General features: G+C 67.3%; 25 protein-coding genes. 17 read left to right on the plus strand and 8 right to left on the minus strand.

The genetic code is table 11. From position 1 onward, the window contains the following. Nucleotides 1-10: 10 nt before the first annotated feature. Nucleotides 11-817 (minus strand): non-homologous end joining protein Ku, encoded by an 807-nt coding sequence (gene ku, locus AC07FN_RS22290; RefSeq protein ID WP_478397332.1) that lies wholly within the window; start codon nucleotides 815-817, stop codon nucleotides 11-13. Between the two features lie 90 nt (nucleotides 818-907). On the opposite strand from ku, the gene AC07FN_RS22295 reads away from it, so the two are divergent. After that, complete coding sequence (locus tag AC07FN_RS22295; protein WP_478397333.1) at nucleotides 908-1,279, plus strand: hypothetical protein; 372 nt, start codon at nucleotides 908-910, stop codon at nucleotides 1,277-1,279. A 221-nt stretch (nucleotides 1,280-1,500) separates the two neighbouring features. Here the strand turns inward: AC07FN_RS22295 and AC07FN_RS22300 are convergent, their stop codons facing one another. Continuing rightward, nucleotides 1,501-2,700, minus strand: coding sequence for a helix-turn-helix domain-containing protein (locus AC07FN_RS22300; protein ID WP_478397334.1), 1,200 nt, complete (start codon nucleotides 2,698-2,700; stop codon nucleotides 1,501-1,503). 152 nt (nucleotides 2,701-2,852) lie between these two features. On the opposite strand from AC07FN_RS22300, the gene AC07FN_RS22305 reads away from it, so the two are divergent. The 3 genes from AC07FN_RS22305 (at nucleotide 2,853) to AC07FN_RS22315 (ending at nucleotide 5,351) form a co-directional block, all read left to right on the plus strand. After that, a complete protein-coding gene (locus AC07FN_RS22305; protein ID WP_478397335.1) occupies nucleotides 2,853-2,975 on the plus strand; it encodes a hypothetical protein in 123 nt (40 codons plus the stop codon). Between the two features lie 86 nt (nucleotides 2,976-3,061). Then, complete coding sequence (locus AC07FN_RS22310) at nucleotides 3,062-4,609, plus strand: asparagine synthase-related protein (RefSeq protein ID WP_478397336.1); 1,548 nt, start codon at nucleotides 3,062-3,064, stop codon at nucleotides 4,607-4,609. Next, nucleotides 4,599-5,351 carry a class I SAM-dependent methyltransferase gene (locus AC07FN_RS22315; RefSeq protein ID WP_478397337.1) on the plus strand — a complete coding sequence of 251 codons (753 nt, stop codon included), beginning with the start codon at nucleotides 4,599-4,601 and terminating at the stop codon, nucleotides 5,349-5,351. The genes AC07FN_RS22310 and AC07FN_RS22315 overlap by 11 nt, the downstream gene beginning before the upstream one ends. Before the next feature lie 65 nt (nucleotides 5,352-5,416). Here AC07FN_RS22315 and AC07FN_RS22320 read toward each other — a convergent pair whose 3' ends face one another. From AC07FN_RS22320 to AC07FN_RS22345, 6 genes are all read right to left on the minus strand, one after another. Beyond that, complete coding sequence (locus AC07FN_RS22320; RefSeq protein ID WP_478397338.1) at nucleotides 5,417-5,662, minus strand: hypothetical protein; 246 nt, start codon at nucleotides 5,660-5,662, stop codon at nucleotides 5,417-5,419. A gap of 444 nt (nucleotides 5,663-6,106) precedes the next feature. Continuing rightward, entirely contained in the window at nucleotides 6,107-6,265 is a 159-nt protein-coding gene (locus AC07FN_RS22325) for a hypothetical protein (protein WP_478397339.1), read from the minus strand. Nucleotides 6,266-6,690: 425 nt separating this feature from the next. Further along, a complete protein-coding gene (locus AC07FN_RS22330; protein ID WP_478397340.1) occupies nucleotides 6,691-8,061 on the minus strand; it encodes an FAD-binding oxidoreductase in 1,371 nt (456 codons plus the stop codon). Between the two features lie 157 nt (nucleotides 8,062-8,218). Further along, nucleotides 8,219-8,440: a hypothetical protein gene (locus AC07FN_RS22335; protein ID WP_478397341.1), complete on the minus strand. Its 222-nt coding sequence runs from the start codon at nucleotides 8,438-8,440 to the stop codon at nucleotides 8,219-8,221. A gap of 194 nt (nucleotides 8,441-8,634) precedes the next feature. Beyond that, nucleotides 8,635-9,807, minus strand: a complete 1,173-nt coding sequence (locus AC07FN_RS22340; RefSeq protein WP_478397342.1) for a cytochrome P450 — start codon at nucleotides 9,805-9,807, stop codon at nucleotides 8,635-8,637. An 86-nt stretch (nucleotides 9,808-9,893) separates the two neighbouring features. Beyond that, entirely contained in the window at nucleotides 9,894-12,242 is a 2,349-nt protein-coding gene (locus AC07FN_RS22345; protein ID WP_478397398.1) for a LuxR C-terminal-related transcriptional regulator, read from the minus strand. A gap of 499 nt (nucleotides 12,243-12,741) precedes the next feature. On the opposite strand from AC07FN_RS22345, the gene AC07FN_RS22350 reads away from it, so the two are divergent. The 13 genes from AC07FN_RS22350 to AC07FN_RS22410 all read left to right on the plus strand — a co-directional run bounded on the left by AC07FN_RS22350 (nucleotide 12,742) and on the right by AC07FN_RS22410 (nucleotide 26,557). Further along, nucleotides 12,742-14,211: a GGDEF domain-containing protein gene (locus AC07FN_RS22350; protein ID WP_478397343.1), complete on the plus strand. Its 1,470-nt coding sequence runs from the start codon at nucleotides 12,742-12,744 to the stop codon at nucleotides 14,209-14,211. Between the two features lie 643 nt (nucleotides 14,212-14,854). Beyond that, nucleotides 14,855-15,259 carry a hypothetical protein gene (locus tag AC07FN_RS22355; protein ID WP_478397344.1) on the plus strand — a complete coding sequence of 135 codons (405 nt, stop codon included), beginning with the start codon at nucleotides 14,855-14,857 and terminating at the stop codon, nucleotides 15,257-15,259. Beyond that, nucleotides 15,246-15,596, plus strand: coding sequence for a hypothetical protein (locus AC07FN_RS22360; RefSeq protein WP_478397345.1), 351 nt, complete (start codon nucleotides 15,246-15,248; stop codon nucleotides 15,594-15,596). Before AC07FN_RS22355 ends, AC07FN_RS22360 begins: the two co-directional genes overlap by 14 nt. A 5-nt stretch (nucleotides 15,597-15,601) precedes the next feature. After that, nucleotides 15,602-15,895, plus strand: a complete 294-nt coding sequence (locus AC07FN_RS22365; protein ID WP_478397399.1) for a WhiB family transcriptional regulator — start codon at nucleotides 15,602-15,604, stop codon at nucleotides 15,893-15,895. Further along, nucleotides 15,787-18,171 (plus strand): tetratricopeptide repeat protein, encoded by a 2,385-nt coding sequence (locus AC07FN_RS22370; protein ID WP_478397346.1) that lies wholly within the window; start codon nucleotides 15,787-15,789, stop codon nucleotides 18,169-18,171. Before AC07FN_RS22365 ends, AC07FN_RS22370 begins: the two co-directional genes overlap by 109 nt. A gap of 291 nt (nucleotides 18,172-18,462) precedes the next feature. Next, nucleotides 18,463-18,744 (plus strand): hypothetical protein, encoded by a 282-nt coding sequence (locus AC07FN_RS22375; protein WP_478397347.1) that lies wholly within the window; start codon nucleotides 18,463-18,465, stop codon nucleotides 18,742-18,744. 368 nt (nucleotides 18,745-19,112) lie between these two features. Beyond that, nucleotides 19,113-19,526 carry a cupin domain-containing protein gene (locus AC07FN_RS22380; protein ID WP_478397348.1) on the plus strand — a complete coding sequence of 138 codons (414 nt, stop codon included), beginning with the start codon at nucleotides 19,113-19,115 and terminating at the stop codon, nucleotides 19,524-19,526. Continuing rightward, complete coding sequence (locus AC07FN_RS22385; protein ID WP_478397349.1) at nucleotides 19,517-20,569, plus strand: pyridoxal phosphate-dependent aminotransferase; 1,053 nt, start codon at nucleotides 19,517-19,519, stop codon at nucleotides 20,567-20,569. The genes AC07FN_RS22380 and AC07FN_RS22385 overlap by 10 nt, the downstream gene beginning before the upstream one ends. 422 nt (nucleotides 20,570-20,991) lie before the next feature. Beyond that, a complete protein-coding gene (locus AC07FN_RS22390; RefSeq protein ID WP_478397350.1) occupies nucleotides 20,992-21,981 on the plus strand; it encodes a hypothetical protein in 990 nt (329 codons plus the stop codon). Then, complete coding sequence (locus tag AC07FN_RS22395; protein ID WP_478397351.1) at nucleotides 21,981-22,358, plus strand: hypothetical protein; 378 nt, start codon at nucleotides 21,981-21,983, stop codon at nucleotides 22,356-22,358. Before AC07FN_RS22390 ends, AC07FN_RS22395 begins: the two co-directional genes overlap by 1 nt. A 2-nt stretch (nucleotides 22,359-22,360) precedes the next feature. Beyond that, nucleotides 22,361-23,200 (plus strand): hypothetical protein, encoded by an 840-nt coding sequence (locus tag AC07FN_RS22400; protein WP_478397352.1) that lies wholly within the window; start codon nucleotides 22,361-22,363, stop codon nucleotides 23,198-23,200. Continuing rightward, complete coding sequence (locus AC07FN_RS22405) at nucleotides 23,190-25,055, plus strand: hypothetical protein (RefSeq protein WP_478397353.1); 1,866 nt, start codon at nucleotides 23,190-23,192, stop codon at nucleotides 25,053-25,055. Before AC07FN_RS22400 ends, AC07FN_RS22405 begins: the two co-directional genes overlap by 11 nt. Then, nucleotides 25,052-26,557: an SCO6880 family protein gene (locus tag AC07FN_RS22410; protein ID WP_478397354.1), complete on the plus strand. Its 1,506-nt coding sequence runs from the start codon at nucleotides 25,052-25,054 to the stop codon at nucleotides 26,555-26,557. Before AC07FN_RS22405 ends, AC07FN_RS22410 begins: the two co-directional genes overlap by 4 nt. The last annotated feature ends 217 nt before the right edge of the window (nucleotides 26,558-26,774 follow it).

Consider the following 26,774-nt stretch of genomic DNA (forward strand, 5'->3'; position numbering starts at 1 on the left):
TCGCGTCGGCCTATGTGGTCTTGCGTCGAGTCCTGCCGGCCCTGGCCTCCTCGACACTGGCTTGCAGGGCGTCCATGAGGTCGGTGACGGCGGTCGAGCGTGGGGGCGGCACGGCTTTCTCGATCGTGGTGTCGGCGCGTTTGGCCTCGATGAGCTCGCGGATTTTCTGCTGGTAGGTGTCGTGGTAGTCGTGCGGGTCCCAGTCGATCGACATGGCTTCGATCAACTGGACTGCGGTGTCGAGTTCGTGCTGGGAGCTGGTGGTCTGCTTGGGCAGCAGCATGCCGCCGAGCTGCTGATGCGGATCGCGGATTTCGTCGGCCCAGTGGAGCAAGCAGAGGTGAAGGGCGTCCTTGCCCGGCATGAGGGCGGCCGGGTGCTGCTTGTTCCGCAGCACCAGGGTCGCGATTCCTGCTCGGTGGGCCTGGTGCAACGCGTCTCGAAGCAACGCGAAGACCTTGCCGTATTCAGGTGCACTGGGTGCGAGGTAGTAGGTGTCGCGCACGTAGATCGGGTCGATGTCGTCGAGGTCGACGAACCCGATGATCTCCAGCGAGCGGCTGCGGCCCGGGGCGATCTCTTCCAGCTCCTTGGGGTCGACGACCACCCAGCCGTCCTCGGCGGGAAGGCCTTTGACGATCTCGCTGTAGGGGACCTCGTCGCCCGTGCGTTCGTTGACGCGCTTGTGCCGTACCCGGTCGGTGGTTCCGCGCTGGATCTGATGGAAACGGATTGTGTGGTCCTCGGTGGCGCTGAAGATCTGCACTGGTAGGGCTACGAGGCCGAAGGAGATTGCTCCGGTCCACGCCGCAACCATGCTTCTACCCGCTGCTTCGGTGTCGATGTGGCTTGCCGGGGCGGGTCTTCGTCGATGGCATTGGACTGACGGACCCCGGGGCGCACTCCTGTGGGCAACTGGGTCCTTCCTCCCCGGCAAGCCACCTGCCGGTTTCCCGGAACGCTGATCCTGATGCAACCTGCGACCCGGGAGCAGGGCAGAAAGTCCCCGGGATTCGATGTGAAGCTCTTTCAGGTGAACGGACGGCTATGGTCGCTGCCGCCATGGCTGACCCTCCGCCGCGCCGTCGACCCTAGGGACATCCGTGGTTTCCTCCGGCAACGGCGCTTGCGACCGAGCCGTCCGCAGGGCTGCCGCGGCGACCCGAAGATCATCTACGCCTCCGCGGTCATAGACGTGCTTCAGGAAGCGCAGGACCAACCAGAGGCACAATGGCGCGCTGATCAGTCCAAATATGCCAACGAGGACGACGATGGCTGAGGACAAGATCTCCCCCAAGCGCCGCGATCGAACGCGCGACGCAGCCAGTGCCGACACGATGTCGGTCGCCAGCCCCATCCTTCCCCAGGCGCCCGCTGCGACGCGCAATCCACCGGTTCGATCCGACCCGTCCCATGTCCTGGAAGACAGTTCGGCAGTGGCCCCGAACCCATCGCAGTGCCGAGGAGGCTAGCGCATGCACCGGTCCGGTTTCGAATCCGTCATAGGCCGAGCCAGGTTGCGTAGTCGGTGAGGTCGGTGTGGCTGCGGCGGTGCAGGGTCAGCAAGACGGCGGTGGTCTCGCGCACCATGGGATGCAGGCGGGTTTGCTGTGGCGCGATCGACCGGGCGTGCTGTAGAGCACCCAGAGATTTGGTCTTGTCGCCGCTGAGCAGGTGAGCGCGGGCCAGGTCAATGTAGTGGTGCCCGCGCCGGGTCTTAGGCATAGCCTGGGGCGGCGACCATCCTGCTGCGGCGGAGAGAGCCGATTCGGGTTGTCCGAGTTCAACGTGGGCCGCGATTTCGTGCGTGGTGGTGTTCGCCGGCCCGAACGTAAGCCCATAGTGGACTTGGTCGGTCGTGCCGAGCCGCTGTGCCAGCTCTCGCGCGGCTTGGACGTGATCCTCGGTAGTGCTGGCGTTGCCCGCCCGGGACGCGAGCGTCACCGCCCGAAGGTGCAGACTTCCCGCGATGGTCAGAGCTGCCGTACTGGGACCGTGGAGATGGTGGCCCTCGATGTCGGCTAGGGCGGTGTTCATCAGCCTGATGCCGTGGAGGTAGTCCCCGGCGGCTTGGAAGGACTGCGCGCGTGCCCATTGCGCGAGCCCGCCGGCGAGCGGGTCACCGCTGCGTTGGGCGGCGTCGATGAGCTTGTGCTCGACCGACTCGGACAGGTCCCGGTACCCGAGCCGGTAGGTGACGTGGTGGGTGGCGTAGTAGACCTCGGTCAACAGCCCGTAGACGCGGCTGCGCTCGTCCGGGTTCGCGGCGTGCGCCGTGATGAACAGTTCTTCCAGGAGCCCGGGGAGGCGTGCGGTCAGGCGCCGGTACTCGGCGTTGCGCCGCAGTTTCCCGACCTCTGCCACGTCGGCGGCGATGGCGCCCGGTGAGCGGGGTCGGGTGTCGTCGTCGGGCGGGAGATCACTACGCCGCAGCACCGACCGCAGCGCTTCCACGGCCCGGTGAGTTTCGGCGTCTCGGGCGTTGTCGTGGTAGGGCTGACCGGTCAGCTGCTCTACGGGAACCCGCAAGGCACGCGCCACGTTCGCGAGCACAGCATGGGTCGCGGCGCGCTCGCCACACTCGATCTTGGCGAGAAGCGACAGCGAAACCCCTACTATTTCAGCGAGTCTGAATTGAGTCATGCCGTTTGCCTTGCGACGCAACTTGATTGCTGCGCCAACGTGCTCGGTCTCGTGCATGGGTCGCTCCTGCTCCTGACGCCGCTCGCCGCCTGGTCGCTGTTCAGCGTGGCAAAGTGTGCGGGTTTTGTGAACGTCCGCGATCTCTTCCGGGGTGAAACTGTCTGTGCCTGGCCAGGTACAGACAGTACTGACGATGAAGGGAGAACTCCGTGACGGTGGACGAGCTGTTCCGCGGCGAACTGGTGGAGGGCACGCCGTCGGCGGCCGAGGCGATGGGCACCAAGGCCCCCGGTCCGGAAGACGGAAACAGCAAGGGCGACTACTGCAACTGAGCTGGCACTGATCCAGCTCGCGGGGGCGGGCCTGCGCCCGCCCCCGCTCATGTTGAACGAAGGCGGAACCCATGCTTGCTCTCCGATTGAACCTGTCCGATCTCGGCGCACCCGGCCAATGGAGGTACTGCGGCGGCCGATGGGAGCGCGCCGGCAGTTGGATCGCCCCGCCACCGGTCACGGCGTTGCGGGTGTTCGCCAAGCACGAACCCGACTCGACGACGTTCGTGGTGCGGGAGCCGTTGACCACCGACATTACCCCGCCAGAGAACGGCCTCGACCCAAACCAGCGGGCCCACTGGCCCGGCGACTACCTCTGGCTCCGGGTGGGCGCCGCAGAGGTGGAGGTGGAGGCGAGCGCGTATGGCACCGCGCCGGTCTACCTCACCGCTACCGCCGGCACCCTGCACGGTTCGTGGTGGTTTCCCGACCTCGCGCCGCACCTGTCCGAAACCCAGCTCAACGTTCGAGGGGTTGCTCGCCTGCTAACCCGCCAGCAGCCCTACACCGCCGAGACCCCGGTCACCGGGGTCTGGCAGCTGACCGAACGCGCGCACGCGACGTTCACGCCCGCTGGGCTGACGATCAGCTACCCCGAACCCGCAGCCCATGTGCTCCACGCTCGCGACGTCGCGCCGGGCGTCGACGTGATCGAGGCGTTCGAATGCCTGCTCACCCAGTCGATCGCGACCCGGCTGCCGCACGACGGCATCGGCATGGAGCTCTCCGGCGGCATCGATTCGGCCAACGTGGCGCTCTCGCTTCGGGAAGTCCACGACGGGCCGATCGTCAGCGCCGGTCTGATCGTCGACGACGGCGAGCTCGGGCACCTTCAACAGCAACGGCGCAAGGAGATCGCCGCGCGATGCCGACTCCAAGACGAGCCGATCCGCGCCGCGGCGTTTCTCCCGCTTGCGCCGGGCGGAATCCGCGCGAGCGGGCGTCCGCATGACGTCGGCGAGTTCTACCGAGAAGCCTTCGCTGCACTCGGCCAGCACCTCGCGAATCACGGAACCCAGGTCGTCCTGACCGGAGTCGGCGGAGATGAACTCAGTGCACTTCGCCCCGCCGAATCCACACCGGCACCGCCACCGCTCGAACCGGTCCCGTGGCTGTCCGACCGTGCCTGCGATGCGGCCGACGACACCGACATCGCGCCGCACCCGGTCCTGCCGACGTCCGTGCTGACGGGCAGCGCGGTCCACAATCCGGACTACCTCTCGGCTGGCCTGTGGCCGCTGTCTCCGCTGGCGGCGCCGGCCCTCGTGCGCTTCGCCGAACAGTTGCCGGTGGACTGGCGCCGTTCCAAACGGTTCCTGCGCCAGCGTCTTGCCCGAGCGGGGCTACCCCGATCGGTGACCCATCCGGACCGCACCGAGAACTTCCTCGAGGTCATGCAGTTCGGGCTCCGGCATCACGGCATTCCCTTGGCGCGGCGGCTCTTGCGGGACGGAATGCTGTTGGTAGACACCGGTTTCGTTGACCCCGTGGCGCTCGCCGCCGCCCTGGGCGATGCTGGTTCTGGCGACCGAGTCCCGAGCGTCCTCTGCGACACGCTGATTGCCGAATTGTCCCTGCGCAGCCTGCTAGGGTGTCCCGCTCCGCGCCGACCCTGGAGCCCCGATGACGAATGACCTCAGCCAGTGCAGCCTGCTCTACGCACGCCCAGATTGGTATGACGAACTCCTGTCGGAGGCCACAGCTCCACTCCAAGCGGTACGCGACCTGATCGCCGACTACCAGCCCGACGCGAGAACGATCCTCGACGTCGGGTGCGGGACCGCCCGAGACCTCGCGAGCTTGGCGGTCGAGGGCTACAGCTGCACCGGCCTTGATCTCCAGTCGGCGATGGTCGACTACGCCCGCGAACAGCACCCCGAGCTGACTATCGAAGTGGGCGACATGCGCACCGCCCGCCTCGACATCACCGCCGACGTGATCCTCTGCCTCGGCAACTCCCTGGCCTACCTCCACGACGACACCGACATCCGTGAAGCGTTCGAGACCTTCGCCGCGCACGCCGAGCAAGGTGGGCTGCTCATCCTGTTCACCCCGGTAGCCCCGCCGGCACCAGACGCGGCCGAACCCAGCACCTCCCGGGTCGACACCGGAACCCTGCACGCCGAGGTCACCACACGGGTGGTCTGGGACGCCGAGAAGCAGCTGACCACCATGTATCGGGACTGGGCGTTCGACACGGGAGACCTGCACTCCGACGTGATCACCCGCCGCGTCCTGCCCACCGGCGTCCTGACCGGGTACCTCGCAAGGGCTGGATTCGATCTCCTAGAGCAGTTCGCCGACCCTGCCCACCGCAATGAGCACAGCCACAGCTCGGCGCGGGCACTGTTCACCGCTGCCCGCTACCGCGGGTAACAGATGCGGTTCCGCGTTAGCCGATCGGCTCGGGCGGGTCTGGCTCCGAAGTCGTCAGTCGGTAGTCAGCCCGGTCGGGCTGGGGCGTCCGCGCGCAAGGTGACGACTGTTTTCGGCACCCACATCGTGTGCCAGACACCGCCGCCGCTGCCATCGCCGCGGCGCACCCGGAACCGGACCTCGGCGATCAGATGCCCCATGGTGTTGCGGCGCCACGCGAGCAGTTCACCGGGTACGCGCGTTTGCAGGTCCCAGCCGGCGGGGAATGGCTCGACCGGACGCGTGATCGGGTACAGCTTGGCCAGGTCCACCCATACCGGCGTCGGCGGACGTCGCAGTCTGTTCGAACATATGGTCTAATGTAGGTGGTGCGTGCCCCGACAGCACGCCGTCGTTTCCGGGTAGGGGAAGTACCTGGAAACGCAAAACAGCACCCTCGTTCCCGGTTCGTGCCGGGAATGAGGGTGCTGTTCATCGTGAGATGGCCGGTATATGGCTCGCCGGGCAGCGGGATCGGTCGGCCAGTGGCGAGACGTGCGAGGAGCCTACGGTCTCGGCGCGGCCAGCGGGGCAATGATGCTCCACGCCTCGCGAGCCGTGCCTTGCTGGGCAGTGTCGAGTGTGGACAATCATGCATAGGCATGGAATTGATGACCAGCGCTTCGGCGCTGGTCGCCAGCTGGCTCTTCCGTGGGGTAGACCAGAAGCCCAACACCCACGGAAGAGCTCACAGAGGTGTTGAACCTTCGCAGCTTTCAGTCCCGGCCGGGGACCATCGTGTCGTACCAGCGAGAGAAGATCGAGTCCCCAGATGTGGCGGAGTTGTTGGTACTGAAGATGTGGCCGATGTCCTCGGCTACATCTTGTCGCCGTTCGTCGTCGTAGTCGCGCTGTGCGCGGGCCCAGTCGTCCATGGCGCTCCCCAGGGTTGACCTGTGGTTGACGCACTCGATTGTGACATGGTTGCTTGCCGGGCCATGTGGCTGTGCTGGTGGGGACAGTCTTGTGTCTTCAGCCCGATCATCGGGGGGCGGCGTCGGTTTCTCGATCCATTTCGCTGCTGCGTTGTCACTGGTGGTGTGGCGTAGCTGGTCGACTGCCAGGAGGACGGTGTTGTGCTCTCGGTGCCCGACAGGCGAGTATTAGCGCCGGGTTCCGAGGTGGCGCGGCGCATCCCCATGTCCTCGCCACCCGGGCCTGGTGTGGAAGCGGTGGAGCACATCCCAGTTTCTCCCGCTTCTGCGCTCGACCGCCGGGTGGGAGTGGTTGTGTTGCCCACTCGGCGGTCTCCCTCTTTATGGTGGCCGTCGCGGCTTTCGGTGGCCTGGGTTGAGGCCCGTCATGCGGGCACTGGGGCAGGTGGGTGAGCCCAGGAGCTCAGTACGCCACGCGGATCAGTCCTGGCGGCCACGTCGGTGAAGTAGCGAGGGCCGTGCGCGCGCCACTCGTATCCCATCGGGATCGACCCGATGGGATACAGCGTGCCTCCCAAGTTCTGAGCCCGGGTCCACCAGCGGCGGTTGCGCTCTGCTTGCCGTGTGAGCCAGGTGGCGTCGGCGCCGGCTGGCTGGTCGCTGAGGACGTCGACGAGGTAGTGGAAACCGTCGTCGCCGGGGCCGGGCTTGGGCAGTCGGAGCGCTGTGTCGCCGAAGGCGGCGGTGCGGTGGGGCAGGATCAGACTCCATGAGTCTCCGGACAGGTCGTGCGGGCCGATTTCTGGACGCGTTTGGTCAAGGTAGGTGGTGATGGACCGGCCCGGGAGCGTCAGGTCGGACCAGCTGCGGGGGATTGTGTGCCAGGCGCGCTCGGCGATCGCGTCGTCGTAGATGGCGTCTGCTTGGGTGATGTGCTCCCAGTAGTTCAGCTCGAACCGGGCGCTGGGGCTGCCGAGGGCGGCCAGCACGCGGTCAGTCGGGGGTTTGCGCGTGTAGTAGGCGACGGCGATCACCCGGAGGGTGCTGGTGTCCGGTGGGTGGCATTGGGTGGAGAGCTCCGTGACGACTCCTCGGTCGGCGAGCACGCGCATCGCGGCGATCGCTTCGCTAGGGGTGGCGACGTTCAGCATCCAGGTCCGGGTCCCCGGTAGCGCTTGGCACAGCTGTAGGTGTGCTCTGGTGATGATGCCGACGCGCCCGCATCCCCCGAGCGCAGCGCGGAACAGGTCTGAGTTATCCCGCGGTGAGCACCAGTAGATCCCGGTCGGAGTCACGAGCTCGAGCCCTGTGCAGCGGTCGGCGATGCTGCCCTCGCGCCAGTTCATCGACCAGCCGCCGGCGGAGAGGACGCCGCCCACGCTCAGGCGGGTGACGCCAGTGGGGCCGGATACGAGCCGCTGCCCGGAGTGCCAGGCGGCGTGAACGACCTTGCGGAGGGTCGAGCCCGCCGCGACATCGATCGTTCCGGGCTGCACCGAGTAGATGGAGTTCATCGAGGTCATGTCGATCCGCAGGCCACCCTCTGGCGGGATGCTCTGCCCGGACATGTTGTGCCTCGTCCCGGTGGCCCGTACGGGCACGGGAACCTCCTGTTTGCTGCACCATTGCAGCACTTCAGAGATGTCCTCCGTGGTCTTGGCGATCAGCACCGCTCCGGGGAGGGCGTGCACGACGTTTCCGAGATCGCCGGCTGCGCCCTGCCGCGTGGCCATATCGGTACGAAGCTCGCTACCGCCAGGAAGGTCCGGGATGCTGTTCCAATCCGGCGTGTCCATGTGCGTTCCCCTCAGCCCCAGATACCAAGACGAGGAAACTGTCCGGGATCGCGAAGCTCCAGCAGAACGGGTAGCACGCGAAATACGCAGGTCAGGCGCGAAAATACCTAGGAGGTAGTCACTGGCTACTCATCGAGACGGTGCTTCTACCCGCTCGCTACTCCGTCAATGGTGGCCTGGTAAACGCGGTGGCATCTGGTGTCGCAGATACCCAGGCCAGTGCAAGGGCGAGAATCTTGGCGTCGTCGGGGGAGACGTCGTTGCTCATCTTCCACCCGAGCTCGGAGAACCAGCCCCAGTCGGTGTCGATCAGGGTGTGTTCGCCATATGGCTCAGGTGAGCCGTCGACGATTGCCGCGTAGATGCGCCGCTGGAGCACGCGGTCGTCGTTGCCGACGAGAGTGAGTTCGGGTGGGAGCAACCCAGTGTCGCGGTGGAGACGTCCACGTGCAGCGTCTTCGACACGACCGTCCTCAACAGGACAGTCGTCGATGGTCGCGCTGGGGTTTGATAGAGGCCCACGCGCGATTTACCCATAGATAGCCAGCAAATACACGCGATGTTGGCTGGGGCTTATGAGCCAGACGTAGGCCAGATGAGGGGGAGTGCGTCGACGCCGCGCAGCCGCCCGGTGGTGCGACGCGGCGAAGCGCCGGGCGCGAGCTGGAAGTCTGGGATTTCGTCGAGCACGACGTTGAGGATCTCTGGCAGGGCGACCATCGCGAGTGGACGTCCGATGCAGGTGTGGGGGCCGGATCCCCAGCCCAGATGTGCGCCGAGGCGGCGGTCCAGTCGGACCTCGTCCGGGTTGTCATGGCGGGCGGGGTCGCGGGCGGCGGCGCCCCAGCACTGCACCACGGTGGCGCCGGGTTCGAGTTGTATGCCTCCGAGCCAGGTCGAGTCGCGCACGGTGCGGCCCGAGGCCCACACCGCGGACTGATGCCGTGCCATTTCGTCGACGAGCGGCGGCAGCAGGCTGCGGTCGGCATTGACGCGGGCACGCATGTCACGGTCGATCGCGAGATGCAGCAAGATGCTTGACAGCAGGTCACGTGAGGTGAGACTGCCCGCACCGGACATGATCACGGCCCATCGCAAGACTGCGGCGGTGGTAGGCAGCCGGCCGAGTGCCGTCGGTGTCGCCAGGATGGTGCTGATCATGCCATCGCCGGGGGCTTCGCGTGCGCGGCGAATTTCGTCTCGGAGAAAGCTTTCGAACGCCGCCGTGTCGTTGACGGTGGCGTTCGGGCTGAAGGCTGCTTGGGCGAGCGTGCGGTACTCGTCGCGTTGTTGAGAGGGTATGCCGAGCAAACCGGCGGTGAGTGTCCACGGTAGGTGGCCGGCGATGTCGGTCGTTGCCTCGCAGCGACCTCGCGGCAGCAGTTCGGCGATCCGGGTTTGTGCGACTGTCCGGATGTAGTCCGCCCACTCCTGCACACGTTGGCGGGTGAAGTGCGGCTGCAGCGCTCGACGAGTTGCGGTGTGCCCTGCATCGGGGTCTTGGTCGAACAGCGGCGCGATCACGTCCGCGGTCGTGTCGAGCTCGGCGCTCGCTCCTGCGGACGCGGCCCGCGCCGTGAACAGGTCGGGCCTGCGGGCGACGGTCTGAACGTGCTCATGGTCGATGACCAGGACCGAACCATCTCGCAACCGCATGACCGGACAGGCGCGCCGCGCCTCGGCCAGAGTCGCATCGAGCTCGTCGGCGGACGCGGACAGGTAGTCGAAGGGGGCGTCCTCGCGCATGCGGTGCTCGCTTCCGGCGACTGCTGATCATCGTCGTTAGTCTGTCGAGGCCCGGACAGGGCGCGCAACGGTCGATCGGGCGATGATCAGCGAGCCTGCTGCAACCATGTGGCCAAACTCTCGCGAGTCTGACCCGTCTTGCGGTAGATATTCCGCAGGTGGACCCGGACCGTTGACTTCGCGATGTAGAGCTCTTTCGCGATCTCCAGGTCGGTGCACTGCTGGACTACGAGGCGAGTGACTTGCAACTCGCGTTCGCTCAGCGGCTCGTTTCCGGCGTCGCCATCAGTGGTCTCGGCGGCGAGTTGGACGAGGACCGCCAGCGCATCGTCGTAGTGCAGGGCTTCCTCGCGAGCCTCGTCGAATAGCTCCATGTAGCGCTGCTGCCCCAAGCCTGCCCTGGCCTGGTTCTGGCCACGCGACAGCGCGTCCTGGAACCCCACGAGCTTGTCGCAGCGAGTGCCCGTGGTTTCGGTCATTCCGGCCACGATGCCGCCCAGCCGCGCTGCGCGCTCGTACTTGCCGGCAGCAGCCGAACGAGCGCTCTCGGCGAGAGCCCACCACGTTGGCCCCCACCTGTCGTTGAACGACGCGTGGATGGGAATAGAAGAAGCGAACAACTGCTCGGCCTCGGCCAGCCGGTCGGGCTCGTCTGAGCAATGCACGATGTCGAACATGGCGCGGGTCCAGCGCGCCCATCCGAGCTGGTGCTGGGCGCCGATCTTCTCGGAATCTGCGAGGAACTTCGCCGACACCCGGTCCGCGGTATCGCGGTCACCGTTGAACACCGCCGAAAAGCCACCCCACATGGCCAAGTTGGCCCAGACCGGGTTCTCGGGATCGGCGTTGTAGGCATCGTTGGATGCCTGCTCCATGACCGGTATGGAGTCCTTGTTGGGGTTACCGAATGTGCTGTACACGGCCTCTGCCACGGTGGCCATCAGAGATTTTTCGCACATCGCGGCTTCCAGGGCGCGGATCTCCTCGAACCGTGCGTCGGTGGGAGATCCCTTGCATAGATCCACATACGAGGCGGCGGCGAGCGCGTTCGCGCGCATCATGCCGGGCTCGGTGAGCTCGGCGACCCGGTCGTACCAGTAGGAGATCTCGTTCACCGCTCCAGCGGGGAACGGCACACGCGTGTTGAACACCGCGTCGAGCAACCGGAGGGCCCTCGCGACCTCCCCTCGCTCAGCGCAGAAATCCAGTGCCAGCCAGACGTCTGGCAGCAGTCGTCGGCAGTGGCGCAGCACATCGATTTCCTGCGGTCCTAGCCAGCTTCGTGCGGCACGCTCGAACTCCTCGGTCACCCAGCAGTAGTGCCGCCAGCGGACCTCCTCCGCCTCGATGGTGAGCTGGTGCTCGCCGTAGTTGCGGATGGTCTCGAGCATCCGCCATCGGGTGGTGCCGTTCACCTCGTCTACTCGAACGATGACGGACTTCTGCGCTAGAGCTGCGTGGGTCGCGTCGATCACATCGGCGGGCAGGTCGTCGTCTGCGCATACCGCTCGAGCGATGGTGAGATCCCATGAGTCGGGAAACAGCGCTAGGCGTCGCCACAGCAGTTGTTCAGCACAGCTGCAGAGCTGCCATGACCAATCCAACATGGAGGTGAACGCCGCGTCGGCGCGGGCCACGTCGTCATCCGGATCCAGGTCGAGTTCGTCGAGTCCCCAATCATCGACCTCGGCGCTGGTATCGGCGGGCGTCGACAAGATCACCGGTAGCCGTTCCGCGATCTCGTCAACGGAGAACGACAGGACGTTGCTGGCGAGCAGCTCGATGGCCAACGGTAAGCCGTCTACCCGCCGACACAGATCGACGATGGAGCGGTAGTGCTGGCGGAAGTTCACGCCAGGCCGAGCTTGCTCCGCCCGGCTGATGAACAACTCGGCCGCGGCGAAGCGGTCGTCCGGCCGGAAGTCGGCAGTTCTCGGAACGTGCAACGGGCCCAGGGCGAACACGACCTCGCTGCGGATGCGCAGTGGCTCCCGGCTCGTTGCCAGCACCGTGATACCCGGCGCGGCTGCCAGCAGCGCGGCGACGAACCGTCTCACCGCGCCGCGGAGGTGTTCGCAGTTGTCCAACATGATCAGCATCGCTCGTTGCCGCAGGGTGTCGATCAGTGCCTTCCCCGGCTCCCGGTCGCCCATGTCCTGCAGCCGCAGCTCGGAAGCGATGTGCTGGATCAACATCTGCGGATCACGCAGCTGCCTCAGGCGTACGCGCCCCACCTCTCGGCCGCCGACCTCCGCCAGGTGCAGCACTTCCTTCGCGATTCGTGTCTTCCCTCCGCCGCCGACGCCGTGGATGGTCACCACGCGCCCACGGGTAGCGCCTGTCACCGGGGCTGCCAGCTGGCTCAACTGCCGTAGCTCATCCTCGCGGCCCACGAGGTCATCGACTCTGGAAGGCATCTGCGAGCCGGCGTCCATCACGTTCCCCCCTACCGATACCGCGTGACCGCAACCACCCGAGATTCGTGCCCAGCACCATCCACAATGGTGTCGTGCATTCGGACTGGGCGGCAGTTGCGACGCTGCCGAGCGACACGCCCCTCCCGGCATATTCTGGAGGCGATCGTATCCGGGCGAGCGTGCTCGCCGCCGGTGCTTCGTGACCCGAAACTGGTGCTGGTCCGTTTGAGTGAACCCTTTGGGTGATCACTCAAACGTGGCGGACGTACTGGTGGATCTCGCCTAGTCTCGGCGGATACAACCACACGAGCCTCTTGGGGAGAGGCTGGCACAACGCCTCGACCGTGATACCGATGTCGAGGCGGGCCACCTGCATCGTGGTGACTTGGCCGGTGCGGAGCAGACCGCACCCCCGTGCGCAGGGGATGGCGCGCGGAATGCCGGAGCAGCGTTGCAGTGACGCCGTTTGAGCGTGCTCTCCGTTCAGAGGCTCCATAACAGAAGGTGTGCGTAGGGGATGACGCTTACCAATCACGATTTCCGGACCCGGACACTGCACTCACCTCGTCTCAAACTTGGCCTGATCGTCAGACCGCGCAGCGGGTTCACCGCTACTCTCCCGGGCCTGCGCAGCCTGATCTACCGCCACTCGGACGGACGGCATCATAGAGGGACCGGCCGCGCCCTTCCGCCCCTGGCGTGGGCCTGGATTGTCGTAGGGCATCTGTTGGCACTTGGGGTGTCGACGGCCGGCGCTGCGGTCGACGACTACATGCACTGGGAATGGGCGCGGTTCGGCTTGCTCTGCTTGGGCGCACTCATGCATGTGGTGTTGACGCTGGAGGCGGAGGAGCGACGGCGTGGTGCTGCCGCGGCCGGTGGCTGCCAGCATGTTGATCAGACCAGCGTGTGGACTTTCGTCGGAGCGCTCGTGCTGCCGGTTCCCGCTGCGCTTGTGCTGCTCGCTGTGGTTCGGGTGGTGGTCTTCGTGATCGCGCGACGCCCGCCGGTCAAGTTCTTGTTCTCAAGTGCGTCGATCGCTGTCAGCATGCTGGTTGCGCATGCGGTGGCGGTGTCAACGCCGCTGCGGGACTACCTCACGGGGCGGCAACCGTGGCCGGCAGCCGGAGCGCTGCTGGTTGCCCTAATGGCGTTGGCGGCCGCAGCGCTGGCTTACTACGTGGTGCAGGCGGTCCTCGTGGGTGTGGTCGTGGGACTGTCGACGCACGATTGGCGCCCTGTGAATCTATTCGATAACCGCAGGACGAACCTGCTTGCGCTGGGCACGTTGCTGGGTGCATGCCTCGCTGCTGTGGCGCAGTCGGTTTCGCCGTGGCTGTTGGTGGTGGCAGTGCCCTTGGTGGTGGCGTCTACTCGGGACAGGCAGCGCCTTCACCGGTCTGACGTCGAGCGTGAGGGGCTGCGTTACGACGCGATGCACGACGAGCTGACCCGCCTTCCGGTTCGCCGCGGGTTCGATCCGTTCGCGGAGCTGGAGCTGGAGCGTCGCACGCCAGCAGCGCTGCTGATCATCGATGTAGACCTTTTCAAGCGGTTCAACGAGAGATTCGGGCATCTCGGCGGCGATCGTGTGCTGGTGGGGATCGCCGACGTGCTCCGGTCGGTGACGCGTCACGGGGATTTGGTGTGTCGCCGTGGCGGCGGTGCCGGTGACGAAACGATGGTGTTGCTGCCGGGTGCAGAATCCGACGAGGCCACGGCAATCGCCGAACGCATCCGTGCGGGAGTCGAGCAGGCCCGGATCGCCGTGACCAGTCCGGCAGGCGGGCATGCCCTGGTGCTGGGCACCGACGCCCCGGGACCGACCGTCTCCATCGGCGTCGCGCTGTCACCCCGTGACGGATCCACGGTGGAAGAGCTCGAGCACCACGCCGACCAGCTGTTGCGTCGGGCTAAGCGACGCGGCCGGAATCAGGTTGTGAGCACGGAGACGCGGGAGTCTGAGGCGCAGGTAGTTCGGGCGTGACCGCTGTGCGGTGGGGGTGTTCGCGCCCCCACCGCACAGCGCCGTCCAAGCGCTGATAGGTCGGTAGACCGACGCCTTTCGGTGTGGTTCACGAAATTGAAAGTGGGAATAAGGGAAGGCTCGCGTTCGCTGGCGCGAGCCATTTCGGCATGCGTTTTTTCGGCGCGATGTGTGGGGCTGTGAGCCGGGAGGAATGCGTCGGGTTCCCGTGCCGATTCCGTCCATGAATGAATACGATCAGTTATGACACAGAGCGGTTTGCTGCTCCATTAGTGTGATCGTAGCTAGGTTTTGTGCACGCTGTGTGGTGTTACTGAGCGCGACGATGTAGACCTGATGCAGGCCCTCGCTTGAGGAGATGATCGCGAACAGTAGTCAACGGGGCCGGTAACAGCCGTCGGAGGCTGGGCGTCGAGTCGCAGCGGTAAGCCCATTTGGGTACGGAGCGTTACGTAGGTCGAATGTTGCGACGGTCGCCTCGGATGGCGGAGTCGGCCGTCCCGGCCCCGTTTGCCAACTCACGTTCTGATCCGCGGCATACCGCGTCGCGTCAGGTACACGTTTGGGGAGATGAATGACTGCCTTTCATTCTGGAGCTCGATATCCGATCGCGCACGCTCAGGCGTTTCCCTTGGGGGTGCGGTTGGTATCGAAACCGGAACCAGTCGTCGAGCAGGTCGGCGAGTTCGAACCACAGCAGCGCATCGACGCAGAGTCGGGACTGCGCGTGTGGCGGGTGAAGGTCGTGGACTTGGCTCTGGTGTCGCAGCTGGAGACCAAGGTCAGTGTGGAGATCCTCGCCACCACGGCACCTGTGCTGCCGGGCAAGTGGCGTGAGGTGGAGTTCGTGGGGCTGACAGTCGAGCCCCGGCCAGGCACTGGGCCCGCCGGCCCGTGGACCGATTGGGTCTACCGCGCGCTCGGTGTCGTGGCCGCACCGCGGACCGCAGAGGACACCAAGCCGCTACCGATGTGGCTGGTCTTCGGAGACGACGTCGGATCGCGCCCGGCCGGGTCTGATGTGGAGGCCTCTGATGGTCAGCGATGAGTTCCGCTCCGCGATGAGAGCGGCCGGGTGGTCGACGGAGCGCCTCGCGGACCTGCCCACGCTGTGGACGCACGCTCCTGCCGACGACGGCGGATGGTGGTTGCTCGGCGGAGAGTTGGCCGGTGACCCGGACGTGATGGTGCGCGTCGAGCACGCGTTTCCGCGCGACGCCGTGTCCCGGCGCGATCTCACCGAAGCCTTCGCCGCGCTGCTGGGGCACCTTGTCGCCCTCGCGGTCGGCGGGGCCGCGGTAGCGACAGACCTCTCGCGGCAGGAAGTCGCTGAGCTCAGCTCCCAGTTGCGCTGGCTGCGCGTACTGCTGCGGTCGGGGACGTGAGCGCCATGGCACCGGGACGGATCGAGCGAGGCGACGTCCCCCGCCGAATTGCGCGGGGCTGGGTCAATCTGGCATTCGCCGTATGGGGCGGCCAAGCCCCTCCGGCATGGCACTCCGACGCCGCGTGCCGCGGTTACGACCCGCGCTACTGGGACGAGGCCACCGCCACCGCACGGAGGATCTGCGCTTCGTGTCCGGTCAACGGGCCGTGCACTGCGGACGCACGACGAGCCAGGGGCGTGACGTCGCAACAGTACGTGGAGGACATCTACGATGTCCACAGTGGAAGGAGGAAGTAGTGACTGGTATGGGCGGGCGAGTGCCACCAGTGACATTCGGAAGTGAGCTGCGACGGCGCCGCGAGGAGAAAGACTTGTCGCTGCGAAGACTCGCTGATCGGGTCTATTACTCCTTCGGGTATCTGTCCAAACTGGAGCGCGGTGAGAGTGTGCCGGGGCTGGAGGTGGCAGCGGCCCTCGACGAGGCTCTCGGCGCGGAGAATCAGCTCCTGGAGCTGGCGGCGGACGACGTCCTCGGCGGCCTGCGCCTGTCCAAGCCCGCGCAGCTGCCGCCAGGTGTGGCCGATCACGTGGGGCAGCACCGTGAACTGGCGTGTCTGGAGGAGGTGCGAGCACAGATCACGCCGGGGGCGGCGCGCAGCGTCGTGGTCACGGGAGGCCCAGGCGCGGGCAAGACCTCGCTCGTTCTGAGGTGGGCAGGACAGGTGGCGCCCGAGCACTTTCCGGACGGGCAGCTGTTCGCGGACTTCGGGGGTTGGGGTTCGCGTGAACGCCGCGCTCCTGAGGCAGTGCTCGAAGAGTTTCTGTATGCGTTGGGCGTGCCGTCGATGATGCTCTCGCTGACGCCCCGAGAGCAAATGGCCGCTTTGTTCCGCTCGTTGCTGGCAGAGCGCAGAGTCCTCCTCGTGCTCGACGACGTCGACTCCTCCGAGCAGGTGCTGCCCCTGTTGCCGGCTGCTCCTGGATGCATGGTGGTGGTGACCAGTCGCCATCGGCTGGACGGGGTGACTCGCACCGGCGCCATGCAGGTGACGACCGAGGGGTTTGCTCCGGCGGACTCCCGCGATCTGCTGGCGAGAGTCGTAGGCCAGGCGCGAATCGATGCTGAACCCGCGGCTGCCGAGTCGATCGCGGCATGGTGCAGCCATCTCCCGCTGGCCGTGCGCATCGCAGCTGATCAGTGCGCAGCCCATCCTCACCGCAGCCTGACCGAGCTGGCGGCGGACCTCGCTGAGGACCCGCTGGAGTGGGTGTCGCCTCCCGGCTCCGCCGCAGGCGTCCGCGACGCGATCGGCGCATCCTACGAGCGATTGCCGGGACAGGCAGCGCAGCTGATCCGGTTCGTGGGCATCGCGCGAGGCGAGCTCGAAGTGAAGACTGCCGCGGCGATATCAGGCTGGCCGGTGGATCACGCTCGCCGGTGGATGCAGCACCTCTGCGACGAGCACCTGATCGTCGAGACCGCGCGCGATCGCTACCGCATGGTAGACCTGGTGCGCGCAGCAGCCGCCGAGCACCTGCGGGCCACTGAACAGCCCGAGACCATCGCCCTCGCAGTGCGGCGATGGGTGCAGTGGTACGTGCACTCGGCATCCGCAGCGAGCGTCCACCTGGCACCGCACCTCGACCTACCGGCGCTGGAAGCACCCGATCTCGCAGTCGCCTCGCTGATCGCCACGCCGCCCAACGCTGTCGCCGCGCGGCGATGGTGGGAGCTCAACATCCCGCAGTTGGCCTCTGTCATCGAGCACGCCGCGGAGATCGGGCAGCCGAGAGCGGCATGGAGCATCGCAGTGCTCAGCGGGCACTACCTCTCCTCGACGCCACGGTATCGAGACTGGGTGGCCGCGATGTCCACCGCGGCCACGATCGCCGACGCCGCGCACGACGTTCCGGGGAAGGCCTGGTGCGCGTACCAGCTCGGGACCGCGCTCGCCGTGCTCCGGCGCCACGACGAAGCGCTGGCGCACCTGTCCGACGCCGTGCGCCTTCGGGACTCCCTTGACGACCGGGTCGGGCTTGCCTGGGCGCACTGCGCGATCGCCGCCACGGCCCTCGACATGGGCCGGTATGAGGATGCGCGACGGACCGCCGTCGTTGCGGCCGACGAATTCCGGGCTCAGGGCAACGACTTTGGTGTCGCGACTGCCATGGTTTGGCTGGGGACGGCGCTGCAGCGACTGGGCGTACTCGATCAATCGCTCACCGAACTCACCGGCGCTCTGGCGCGATTCGACAAGCTGGGGGCCGCTGACGGCGTCGCACTCGCGCTGGTGCGCTTGAGCGATACCTACCGCCTCCAGGGAGATCACGATCGGGCTCTGGACCACGTCCAACGCGGTATCGCACGGCGGCGACAGCTGCAGGATGACGGGGGCGTTGCCGACGGGCTGCTCACCCTCGGGGCGATCCACCACGATCAGGGCGACGTGGCCGCTGCCCGACGCGCGTGGGCCGGGGCTCTCGAGATCTTCGACGACCGCGGCGATCCACGAGCATCTGATGCACGAGCACGCCTGGCCACCATTCCGCCACCGTCACGAGGCGGATGGTGATGTGGCCTCGGACAGGACACGCAGAGTGCAGAGCAGGACACGCGGCAACGCTTCCGCACCCGTGTGAGCGATGCCAAGGTGACTGTGCGGTCGGCTCGCCGCTCCTGGTCACAGCGACGCAGAGCCGGTTCGCCAAGCGGAGGCCGGCTGTCGGGGGCGGTCTCCGCGCCCCTGGTGCCGCACCTGCATGCGGCACCAGGGGACCGACTTTCAAGAAAATCCCATCTGCGGAAGGAGACTCCGTCGTTGGCCAGGATTCCCCTGCGGTCCTCTCGGCGGCTACGGAGCTATGTGGCCATCGGCATCGGTATCAGCACGGCGGTGTGGAGCACCTCCGCCGTAAGCGGTTGCGAATCCTCGCCGGTACCGACCATCACTGAGCAGGGCCAGCTGTCGCCGGGTAATGCCACAGGCACCCGCAGTGCCCTCGACACGGTGGCACCAACAGACGAGGGCCGACGCCCCGTTGTGGGCGTGCTGGTTCCCGCTGGGGACGTGTGGATCGTGGACACCGACACCCTGTCCACCGTCCTCGAGATCCGCAGTAATGCGTTTGATTGCACACTGAGGTAAGGCCGCGGCAGGCGAGAGTTGGATCCGGCATTCGCCGCTGTGAATACGGACGTGTCCGCATCCACGTCCATCTGCGCCCGAATGGAAAAGTGTGCTCGTCGATCCTCCTCATTGGACACAGTGACACGCCCTCCTGGACGGTGAGGGCATTGCACAGTGGAAGTGCCGCGCGGCGGAGTTCGCCGCAGTCGGCGCTGGAGCTTTCTTTGGGAGGTCTTTCTCCCGGCTCCTGCCATGTCATCCGCGTTTCCAGCGATCACGAAAGAGAATCTCTTATGGCGACGAAAAAGGGAAATGTGCCCACCGGTGCGGTTCGGGTTCGGGGCGGGCCGATGGCGATGGGGCCTCAACGGCAGCGACTTCGGCCGATGGTGACTGCGGATTCCGCTGGGGCACAGGCGATTTCCAGCGGCGACGTGCAGATGGACCCGGGACATTACAGTGCGGCGCACGTGCACGAAACATCCGAAGTCATCGTCCGGGTCCTCGACGGATACGCCGCCACAGTGACCTGGGATGCCGACGGCGCCGTGACTGTGACCCCGCACCAGGCCGGCGACGATATCTACATCGCCCCCGGGGTGCCACACGCGGCCATCAACCTCTCGCGGACGCACGGGGTGCTGGCATGGGAAGTACGCACGGACCCGGCGTTCAACGACGACGTGCACGCTCGCCCGGAGCTGGACCGCCACATGCCGGAGTTGGCTCAGCAGGCCCAAGATGACCATCTCGACCGAGTGCGGGCTGCACAGGCCCGAGGGGAAATGCCATGGCGGTGATGCCTGGGCAGCCACTGGTTCGGCTGGACCGCAACGAATGCACATCGCTCCTGCCCGGAGCCGCCGAGGCGATCAGGGACGACGTCGACGGGTGGCACAGCTATCCGGACCCCGACGCGTGGCTGCTGACGGAGATGCTCGCAGCCAAGCTGCGCCTGCATCCTGACCAGATTGCTGTGGGGCCCGGATCCGCGGAACTGCTCGAACGCATCCTCAGAACCTGTGTGGGCGGCACGCGCGGCCAGATCGTCTACGCAGCACCGGCATTCGAAATGTATGCCGAGCTTGTGCGGCGGGCAGGTGCTGTGCCGGTGGCCGTGGCTCATGGCGCGACGAACGTCGACGCACTGTTGGCGGCCATCACACCGGCGACGCGGGCTGTGATCGTGTGCAATCCGCACAACCCGACCGGTGCCGCGCTGACCACAGCGGATCTCGACTACCTGCTTGCCCACGTCGGGAAGGGCGTTCTCGTTGTCATCGACGAGGCGTACCGGGAGTTCGTCGCGGATGCCGATATTCCCGACGGAGTCGGGTATGTGGCACGTGGCCACGACCAGGTCGTGGTGACGCGAACCTTCTCCAAAGCACACGGACTCGCAGGACTGCGGGTGGGGTATCTCGCCGCGCGCCCGTCTCTGGCCGGGGTGCTGCGACGCGCCGGTCTGCCCTTCCACGTCAGCGCGCCAGCGCAGATCGCAGCCACTGCCTCACTGCGGGCCGACGCGGCATTGGAGAGCCGATGTTCCTGGGTGCGGGCGGAGCGGGAGCGCGTCCGCGACGCGCTTCACGCCGCCGGCTTCCGTCAGGTTCCCCGAAGTCACGGCAACTTCGTGTGGATCCCGCTGCCTTCGTCGGTCGAGCCTTTCGTTGCGCACTGTGCGGAGGCCGGGTTCGCCGTGCGCGGCTATCCCGGCTATGGCGTCAGGATCTCTCTTGCCGCGCCAGCGGACAACGCGGAGATCATCCGAGTGGCCGCCCGGGCACGCATGATCGAGCAGGTAGACCGCTGTGTCACAGACAGCAACACGGCAATGGCCTAAGTAGACACAAGGAAACTCTTCAATAGACACGTCATCTTTCGGATAGTCGAGGGCGAATACCCGCGAATGTGCGGCTGGTCCGAAACAAAGTCCAGCGGGTACGCGGATTCCTGACTCGACGAAACTGGGGGTTTGTTGTGGCCGTCCCTCACCATCCGTTCAACCGGCAGGCAGGGAGCTCCTCCTGCCGCACAGACGGCGCGGCGACGGCGTCTCCTGAGCTGCCCAGCGTCCCAGATTCTGCGGCGGACGCGCCCGCGCCGCAGAACGAGTATCCGGGTCCAGCCCCCTGCCCGGATGCTCACCTCGCCTCGGAGTCCCCCGGAGCCCTCTCGCCGGGGGACTCCGAGGCGAGACCAGATCAGTCCATGCCTGTCCCAGAGCCACTGGGTGGCGACTTCTCCGCGACAGGACTGCGCCATTTGGCCCGGCAGGTCTGGCTGGGGCTACCCGAGGCTGATGTTGCCGCTGCCGTCGACGCCGGCGCGCTCAGCGCACTTCGTGACGGCGGTGAGGCGGCGGAGGCCTTCGCCATCGCATCGGCAGCGGTCGCGGCGCGGCTCCAGTGCCAGGGCCCGCCCCCGGAAGCGCCACTGCATCTGGATTGGCAGAAGGCGGGTCTCGGGGTCGTAATACCAGTGCTTCCCGCCAGTCCCGGAGCCGGGGCGACCGTGGCGGCCACAGTGATCGCCGACGCGTTGCAGCTGGTGGGCTGGAGGGTGCTCCAGGTCGACACCGCGGACCCCGCTCGCTCTGGGCTGTCAGTGGCGGCGGCCTCGGACGGACCGCTGATGGCTGGACCGGACCAAGCCGTCCGGATCCGCCTGTCGTGGAGAGGACGCGGCCTGCTGGCCCAGCTCAGAACCGACCTTCCGGTCCTGTCTCCCGGCATGGTGCCACCGCCCCCGCACTGGGCCCCGGTGCCGATGTGGCGCTCGGCGCAGATCACCGTCGCCGACCTGTCCTACGACGCGTGGCGCCTGGCGGCGAACCTCCTCACCGGGCCCGGCATGTGGCTGCGGGACGGACATCCCACGCCACGGCCAGTGCTGGTGGTACGCCCCACGCGCCCGTCATTGCGCGCCGCGGAGCAGGTGCTGGCGCGACTGGAAACGTGGATCGCCGCAGGCATTGCCGTGCAGCCGATCGCGCTGCTGGTCACCGGTGCCAAGCGCTGGCCTGAAGGAGTGGCCGGTGCCGCAGGCAGACGTGTGCACGCCTTGATGGACCGTGTCGTGTTCCTGCCTCATCAGTCCACTGTAGAGACTTCGGGTATCACCTCGCAGATCACTCCCGAATCACTCCGGGATGCCGTAACTCCGCTGCTGCGCCAATGGGGCCTTGCCCCTGAGGTGCCCGGGCGTAAGACCCGGTTTTTCAAAGGAAACAAGGGAAAGAAGGGAGACCGGTGATGCTGGACGAAGTCATGCACACCGCAGCGGTACTGCTGGATCAGGCGCCCGCCCCTGCACAGCCGCCAATCTGGATCTTTCCACCAACACCGACAACAACGACCACGACGAATCCGTGGGTGCTGCCGGACCCCGCGCCTGTGCGGCCTAACTGGTCGGGAAAAGTGGTCGAGCTGGTCGGAAACATCCGTTGGCTGGCTGGGCTCGCTCTAGTGGCGTGCTTCTTTCTCGGCGTCATAGTCTGGTCCGCCGGACGCGGTATCGATCACCACCGGGCCGGACGGATCGGGCTCGTGATGATGCTCGTCGGCGTCTTCGGCGGCCTCGCGTGGGCTCTCGGCTACACCCTCATCAGCTACATGGCTGCAACGGGGTAGCCATGCCGAACACACGCACCCAGCCCGCGCAGGAGGCAGCGCGCCGACGTCGAGCCGGAGCCAACCTGATCGCTGTGATCGCCGCGGGCCTGCTCGTCACGGCGGTGGCGGCCGGTCTGGTCGTCTCACATCGCACTACCACACCGCCAGCCCGTCCCATCCCCGAGCAGCCGCCGACGCCGGCGGAGCCGGGAGCCACCGATGACGGCGGATGGGATGTCGCTGCGGAGGAGGCCTTGGCGCGTCGGCCGATGCTGCGACTCCCGGTGCAGGACGCCGCTCCACAGCCGCTAGCGGAGTCCGCTGGAGACCCGATCACGATCCCTCGGCCCACCGACAGCATCGGCCAGTGGATCCCACAGGTTGCCGTGCCCACGCCGGAGGGAGCGCTGGCGCAGCTCGCAGCATTGTCGGAAGTGGCGCTCGCCGGCGTCGACCCTGCCGTCGTCGACCGCGCGTATCGCGAACTTGCTGTTCCTGGGGCGCCGGATCCTGGCATGAGCGTGCCGCACAGTACTGCTGCGGATCTCCGTCTCGCCGCGCGGATGGCCTCCAGCGGCCCGGTCCCGGGCCTGACTGCGACCTACGAGGTCACGCACGGTCTGGTCAAGGGAGTCACCGACCAAGGCCGGTTCACCGTGGTGTGCGTCCTCGGCGAGCTGGTGATCGACTACCGCGGCGCGACCGCCAAAGCTGGGCTGGGGGAGTGCCAGGCGATGCGGCTGACCGCCGACGGCTGGCGGATCTCGCCTACCGCACCGGCCGCTGCTGCCCCCAGCGCGTGGCCAGGCAGCGCCCCCGCAGTCCGCGCCGGATACAGGGAGCTGCGCGATGCCCCCTGACCTGCAGATCCCGTCCGTCGGCGAGTACCTCGGCGGCTATCTCGGTGACTTCGGCAGCGGCGTCGCTGACGCGCTCATGATGGGCATCTGGGCGCAAGGACTCGCGATCTTGTCGGGTGCCCTGCGGCTGGCCGATCAGTTCGGCACTTTCACAGTCTCCACACAGGAGGGTCCTGTCTCCGTGCTGTGGCCGGTGCTGCGGTGGCTGTCGGGCGCGATCGCGCTGGGGCTGTTCTTCCTCCACCTGGCGAAAGCGGCCTTGCGTGGCGGCCGCGGATTCCTCCGAACGATCTCAGGCCCCGTGCAGTACGGGGTGGCGATGGCGGCGACGGTGTCCACGGCCGCCGCGTTGCTGGCCGCCACCAACGAACTGACCGACTTCCTGCTGAGCTATGGACTGCACGTCGATTCCTTCGAGCAGGCGTTCCACAGCACCTCGATCCTGAGCGCCGCGGCCAACGGCGTCCATGGGATCGCGCTCGGCCTGATCGCGATCTTCGGCGTCATTCCCGCCGCGCTCGGATTCGCGCTCGAGATGCTCTTCCGCGAGGCTGCGATCCTGCTCCTGATCGGCACATCACCGGTGGCGGCCGCCGGGCTGCTGGCTGACGGCACCGCCACCTGGTTCTGGGTTTTCCTGCGCTGGCTACTGGCTGCGATGATCATGGAACCGGCCTTGGCTTTGGTGATCGTCGAGGGCGTCGCGATCTTCGGCGGCGCTCAGGGGCTTTCCGGCGTCATGGTGGGCGTTGGCGTCCTCATCATCGCGCTGGCCGTGCCTCTCGTGCTGTTCCGGCTGTTGGCCTTCGTGGACCCGCGGACCGACGCGGGCGCGGCCTTCCGCCAGTGGCTGTCCAGCCACGGTGTTGACTCCTTCGGGCCCCAGAACCCCGCGCGCGAGGCCGAAATGGCCGCGGTCGGCGGCGCCTATCGGCGGATGACGGGCGGGGGAGACAGCGGCGAGGGGCACGGTAGCTTCGATCTCGCTGATGACGTCGAGTCCGCTCACACAGGCCGGTTCGAGCAGGCCCAAGCCGGCGAGCCAGCGCCGCGTTCAGAGCAGACCGCCGAGAACGTTGATGAGGCAGCTGGCGAGGTGGCACAGAACGGTGCGGCCGCCGCCGGCGCGGCCTCCGGTGGCGCCGCGGCAGCGGCCGCCGCCGCCGAAGCAAGCTCCTCGGACGACACCGACGACGTGGACTCCTCCACCCAGGCCCCGTCCCATGAACAGCACAGCGGAGCCCCTGACTCTGCCGTCGACGGTGGTCACCTCCCGGCTCAGGACGCGTCGCCTCCCGACGAGCCCGTGGGGCCGAGCAGCGACGGCAGTGACGGCGGCGGGCGCACACCCGGGAGCGACGACGCGACCAGTGCGCGCATAGAGCAACGCCCCCACGACCACCCCACGCCAGAGGACAACGGCGCTGTCCCCGGAACCGATGAGCAGCCCCCGCACGACGCGCCCCCGTCACCGGAACCCTCCGGGAGCGCCGACGCAGCCGACGCAGTCGACGCAGCCGACGGTGGCGGCACGTTCGGCGCCCGTATGCAACGGCGCCTGCACGACCGCTGGCAGCCCCCCACCGCCGACGGCGGTGATCTCCCCGAACCCGATGGCCAGGCCCCGGTTCAAGACGCGTCGCCTCCCGACGGGCCCGCGAGGCCGGGCACAGCCGGCGGCGATGGCGGCGAGCCCGCAGCCGGGACTGGCGACGGCTCCTTCGGCACGCGCATGCAGCAGCGCCTCCACCAGCGTTGGCAGCCCCCACCGGCCGACGACGGCGATCGGGCTCCTGAACACGACGGCGATCTCGATGACGAGCGGCCAGGTCCAGATGCGGAGGAGACGGAATGACGACCACGCGGGTGTATCGGGGATTCCGCCGAGAGTCCACAGGATGGATCTTCGGCCTGACCGGACCGCGAGCGATCGCAGTGGCTGTGCTGGCCGTGCCGGTGGTCTGGGCCATCTCTGCGGGCCGTTGGTGGACCGTGCTGGTCCTGGCCCTGGTGTGCGGAGCTCTGGCCGCACTGGTGATCGTGCCGGTCCGAGGCCGGCCAGCAGCCCGGTGGCTCGTGGACTGGGTGCTCCACCAAGTCGGTGTCGCTTTCGGATGGTCGCGATGGCAATCGCGCGCCGCCGCAGGCTTGCCTGTGAGCCCCAAAGAGCCGGATCTGCCTGGAGTCCTGTCGCGGATCACGATGCCCGACGGACCACCGTATCGCGGCCGCCGGGTGTGCCTGCTCCACGACACGGCTGATGGCCGTTGGGGTGCCACAGCCCGGCTGGTGCACACCGGCGTGGGGCTGACCTCGGCTGAAGTGCGGGAGATGCTGGCCAGCAGGCTGGGGACAATGCTGCGGTCACTCGGGCAGCGCGGCGTCATCGACCGGGTCTCGGTCGTTGTGCGCAGCGTGCCTGATGACGGCACCGAGGACGCGATCTACCGAGACCGCCACCAAGCACCGGACGCACCCGAGCTGGCGATCGCTGCCACGGACGATTTGTCCCGGATCGTCGGCGGAGCCAGTGTGCGCCACGAGGTATACGTCACCGTGTCCGCAGCGGAGGACGCCTTGCGCCGGCCAGCGCGCGCCGCAGGCGGAGGAGTCGACGGACGTGCCGCGGTCCTCTATCGCGCACTCGATGGCATCGAAGACCCGCTGCGAAGCCTCGGGGCGAGCAGCGTGCAATGGCTCACCGGTGCCGACATGGCCGAGGCGATCCGCACCTCCTTTGCCCCGCAGGCCGCGTCCGTGCTGACCGCCGCTCGGCTGACAGGCACCGCCGGTGACGACCGGGGCTTGCCGCTGGCTGCCGCCGGTGCCACCCAGGCACCGTCGCCGGATCGCCGGGCGTACCACCACGACGGGTCGACGTCAGTGTCCTACAGCGTGCTGATGCCACCCACCGGCACCACCTTCGGCTCGTTGGGTCCGCTTCTGGTGACTCGGTCGCCGGGTGAGAGGCGGACCCTGGCCATTCACTACGAGATCCTGCCCCAGGCCGCGGCAAGCCGGGACGTACGGCGGCAGCGGTTCGCGGCCGGACTGGCACACGAGCTCAAGGCCCGGCGCGGTTTCGTGCGGACCGCCACGGATTCACGGTTGGCCAGGACGGCAGGCGCCCAGGAACAGGCGGTTGACGCCGGACACGCGCTGGTGCGCTACGCCGTGTGCGCCTCGATCACCGTTCCGTCGAATGAGTCCATTGAGGACCACGCCGCGCGGATGGAAAGCGACATCGCCGGCCGGTTCCGGCTGCTACGTCTGGAGCTCGCTCAGGATTCCGGTTTCGTCGCTGCGTGCGTGCCGGTGGGCGTGGGCCTGCCCCGTGTGCGAGAGGGGCTGCTATGAGGAGAACGGAAGGGCAAGAGCGGACCGTCGCCGAGCTGCTGGGTACGTTCGGCGGAACGCCTCTGGCGTCCTCTCAACGGCACGTCACGGAGCCGGAGCGGAGTTCTCGGCGGCGGAAGCGGCTCAACCGCGCGGTCGCGCCGCGACGCGGTCGCGCGAGGCCTGGCGCAGGCTGGTCGCCTGTACCGGCGCCCCTGACGGTCTACCGCGGCACCAC

Source organism: Saccharopolyspora sp. NPDC045941, assembly GCF_056431445.1.

Excerpts from the sequence above, each read along its gene's own strand:
- ku (WP_478397332.1), bottom strand. The coding sequence starts at position 817 with ATGGTTGCGGCGTGGACCGGAGCAATCTCCTTCGGCCTCGTAGCCCTA.
- AC07FN_RS22300 (WP_478397334.1), bottom strand. The coding sequence starts at position 2,700 with ATGCACGAGACCGAGCACGTTGGCGCAGCAATCAAGTTGCGTCGCAAG.
- AC07FN_RS22315 (WP_478397337.1), top strand. The coding sequence starts at position 4,599 with ATGACGAATGACCTCAGCCAGTGCAGCCTGCTCTACGCACGCCCAGAT.
- AC07FN_RS22325 (WP_478397339.1), bottom strand. The coding sequence starts at position 6,265 with ATGGACGACTGGGCCCGCGCACAGCGCGACTACGACGACGAACGGCGA.
- AC07FN_RS22330 (WP_478397340.1), bottom strand. The coding sequence starts at position 8,061 with ATGGACACGCCGGATTGGAACAGCATCCCGGACCTTCCTGGCGGTAGC.
- AC07FN_RS22340 (WP_478397342.1), bottom strand. The coding sequence starts at position 9,807 with ATGCGCGAGGACGCCCCCTTCGACTACCTGTCCGCGTCCGCCGACGAG.
- AC07FN_RS22345 (WP_478397398.1), bottom strand. The coding sequence starts at position 12,242 with ATGGACGCCGGCTCGCAGATGCCTTCCAGAGTCGATGACCTCGTGGGC.
- AC07FN_RS22350 (WP_478397343.1), top strand. The coding sequence starts at position 12,742 with ATGACGCTTACCAATCACGATTTCCGGACCCGGACACTGCACTCACCT.
- AC07FN_RS22360 (WP_478397345.1), top strand. The coding sequence starts at position 15,246 with ATGGTCAGCGATGAGTTCCGCTCCGCGATGAGAGCGGCCGGGTGGTCG.
- AC07FN_RS22365 (WP_478397399.1), top strand. The coding sequence starts at position 15,602 with ATGGCACCGGGACGGATCGAGCGAGGCGACGTCCCCCGCCGAATTGCG.
- AC07FN_RS22380 (WP_478397348.1), top strand. The coding sequence starts at position 19,113 with ATGGTGACTGCGGATTCCGCTGGGGCACAGGCGATTTCCAGCGGCGAC.
- AC07FN_RS22385 (WP_478397349.1), top strand. The coding sequence starts at position 19,517 with ATGGCGGTGATGCCTGGGCAGCCACTGGTTCGGCTGGACCGCAACGAA.
- AC07FN_RS22395 (WP_478397351.1), top strand. The coding sequence starts at position 21,981 with ATGCTGGACGAAGTCATGCACACCGCAGCGGTACTGCTGGATCAGGCG.
- AC07FN_RS22400 (WP_478397352.1), top strand. The coding sequence starts at position 22,361 with ATGCCGAACACACGCACCCAGCCCGCGCAGGAGGCAGCGCGCCGACGT.
- AC07FN_RS22405 (WP_478397353.1), top strand. The coding sequence starts at position 23,190 with ATGCCCCCTGACCTGCAGATCCCGTCCGTCGGCGAGTACCTCGGCGGC.
- AC07FN_RS22410 (WP_478397354.1), top strand. The coding sequence starts at position 25,052 with ATGACGACCACGCGGGTGTATCGGGGATTCCGCCGAGAGTCCACAGGA.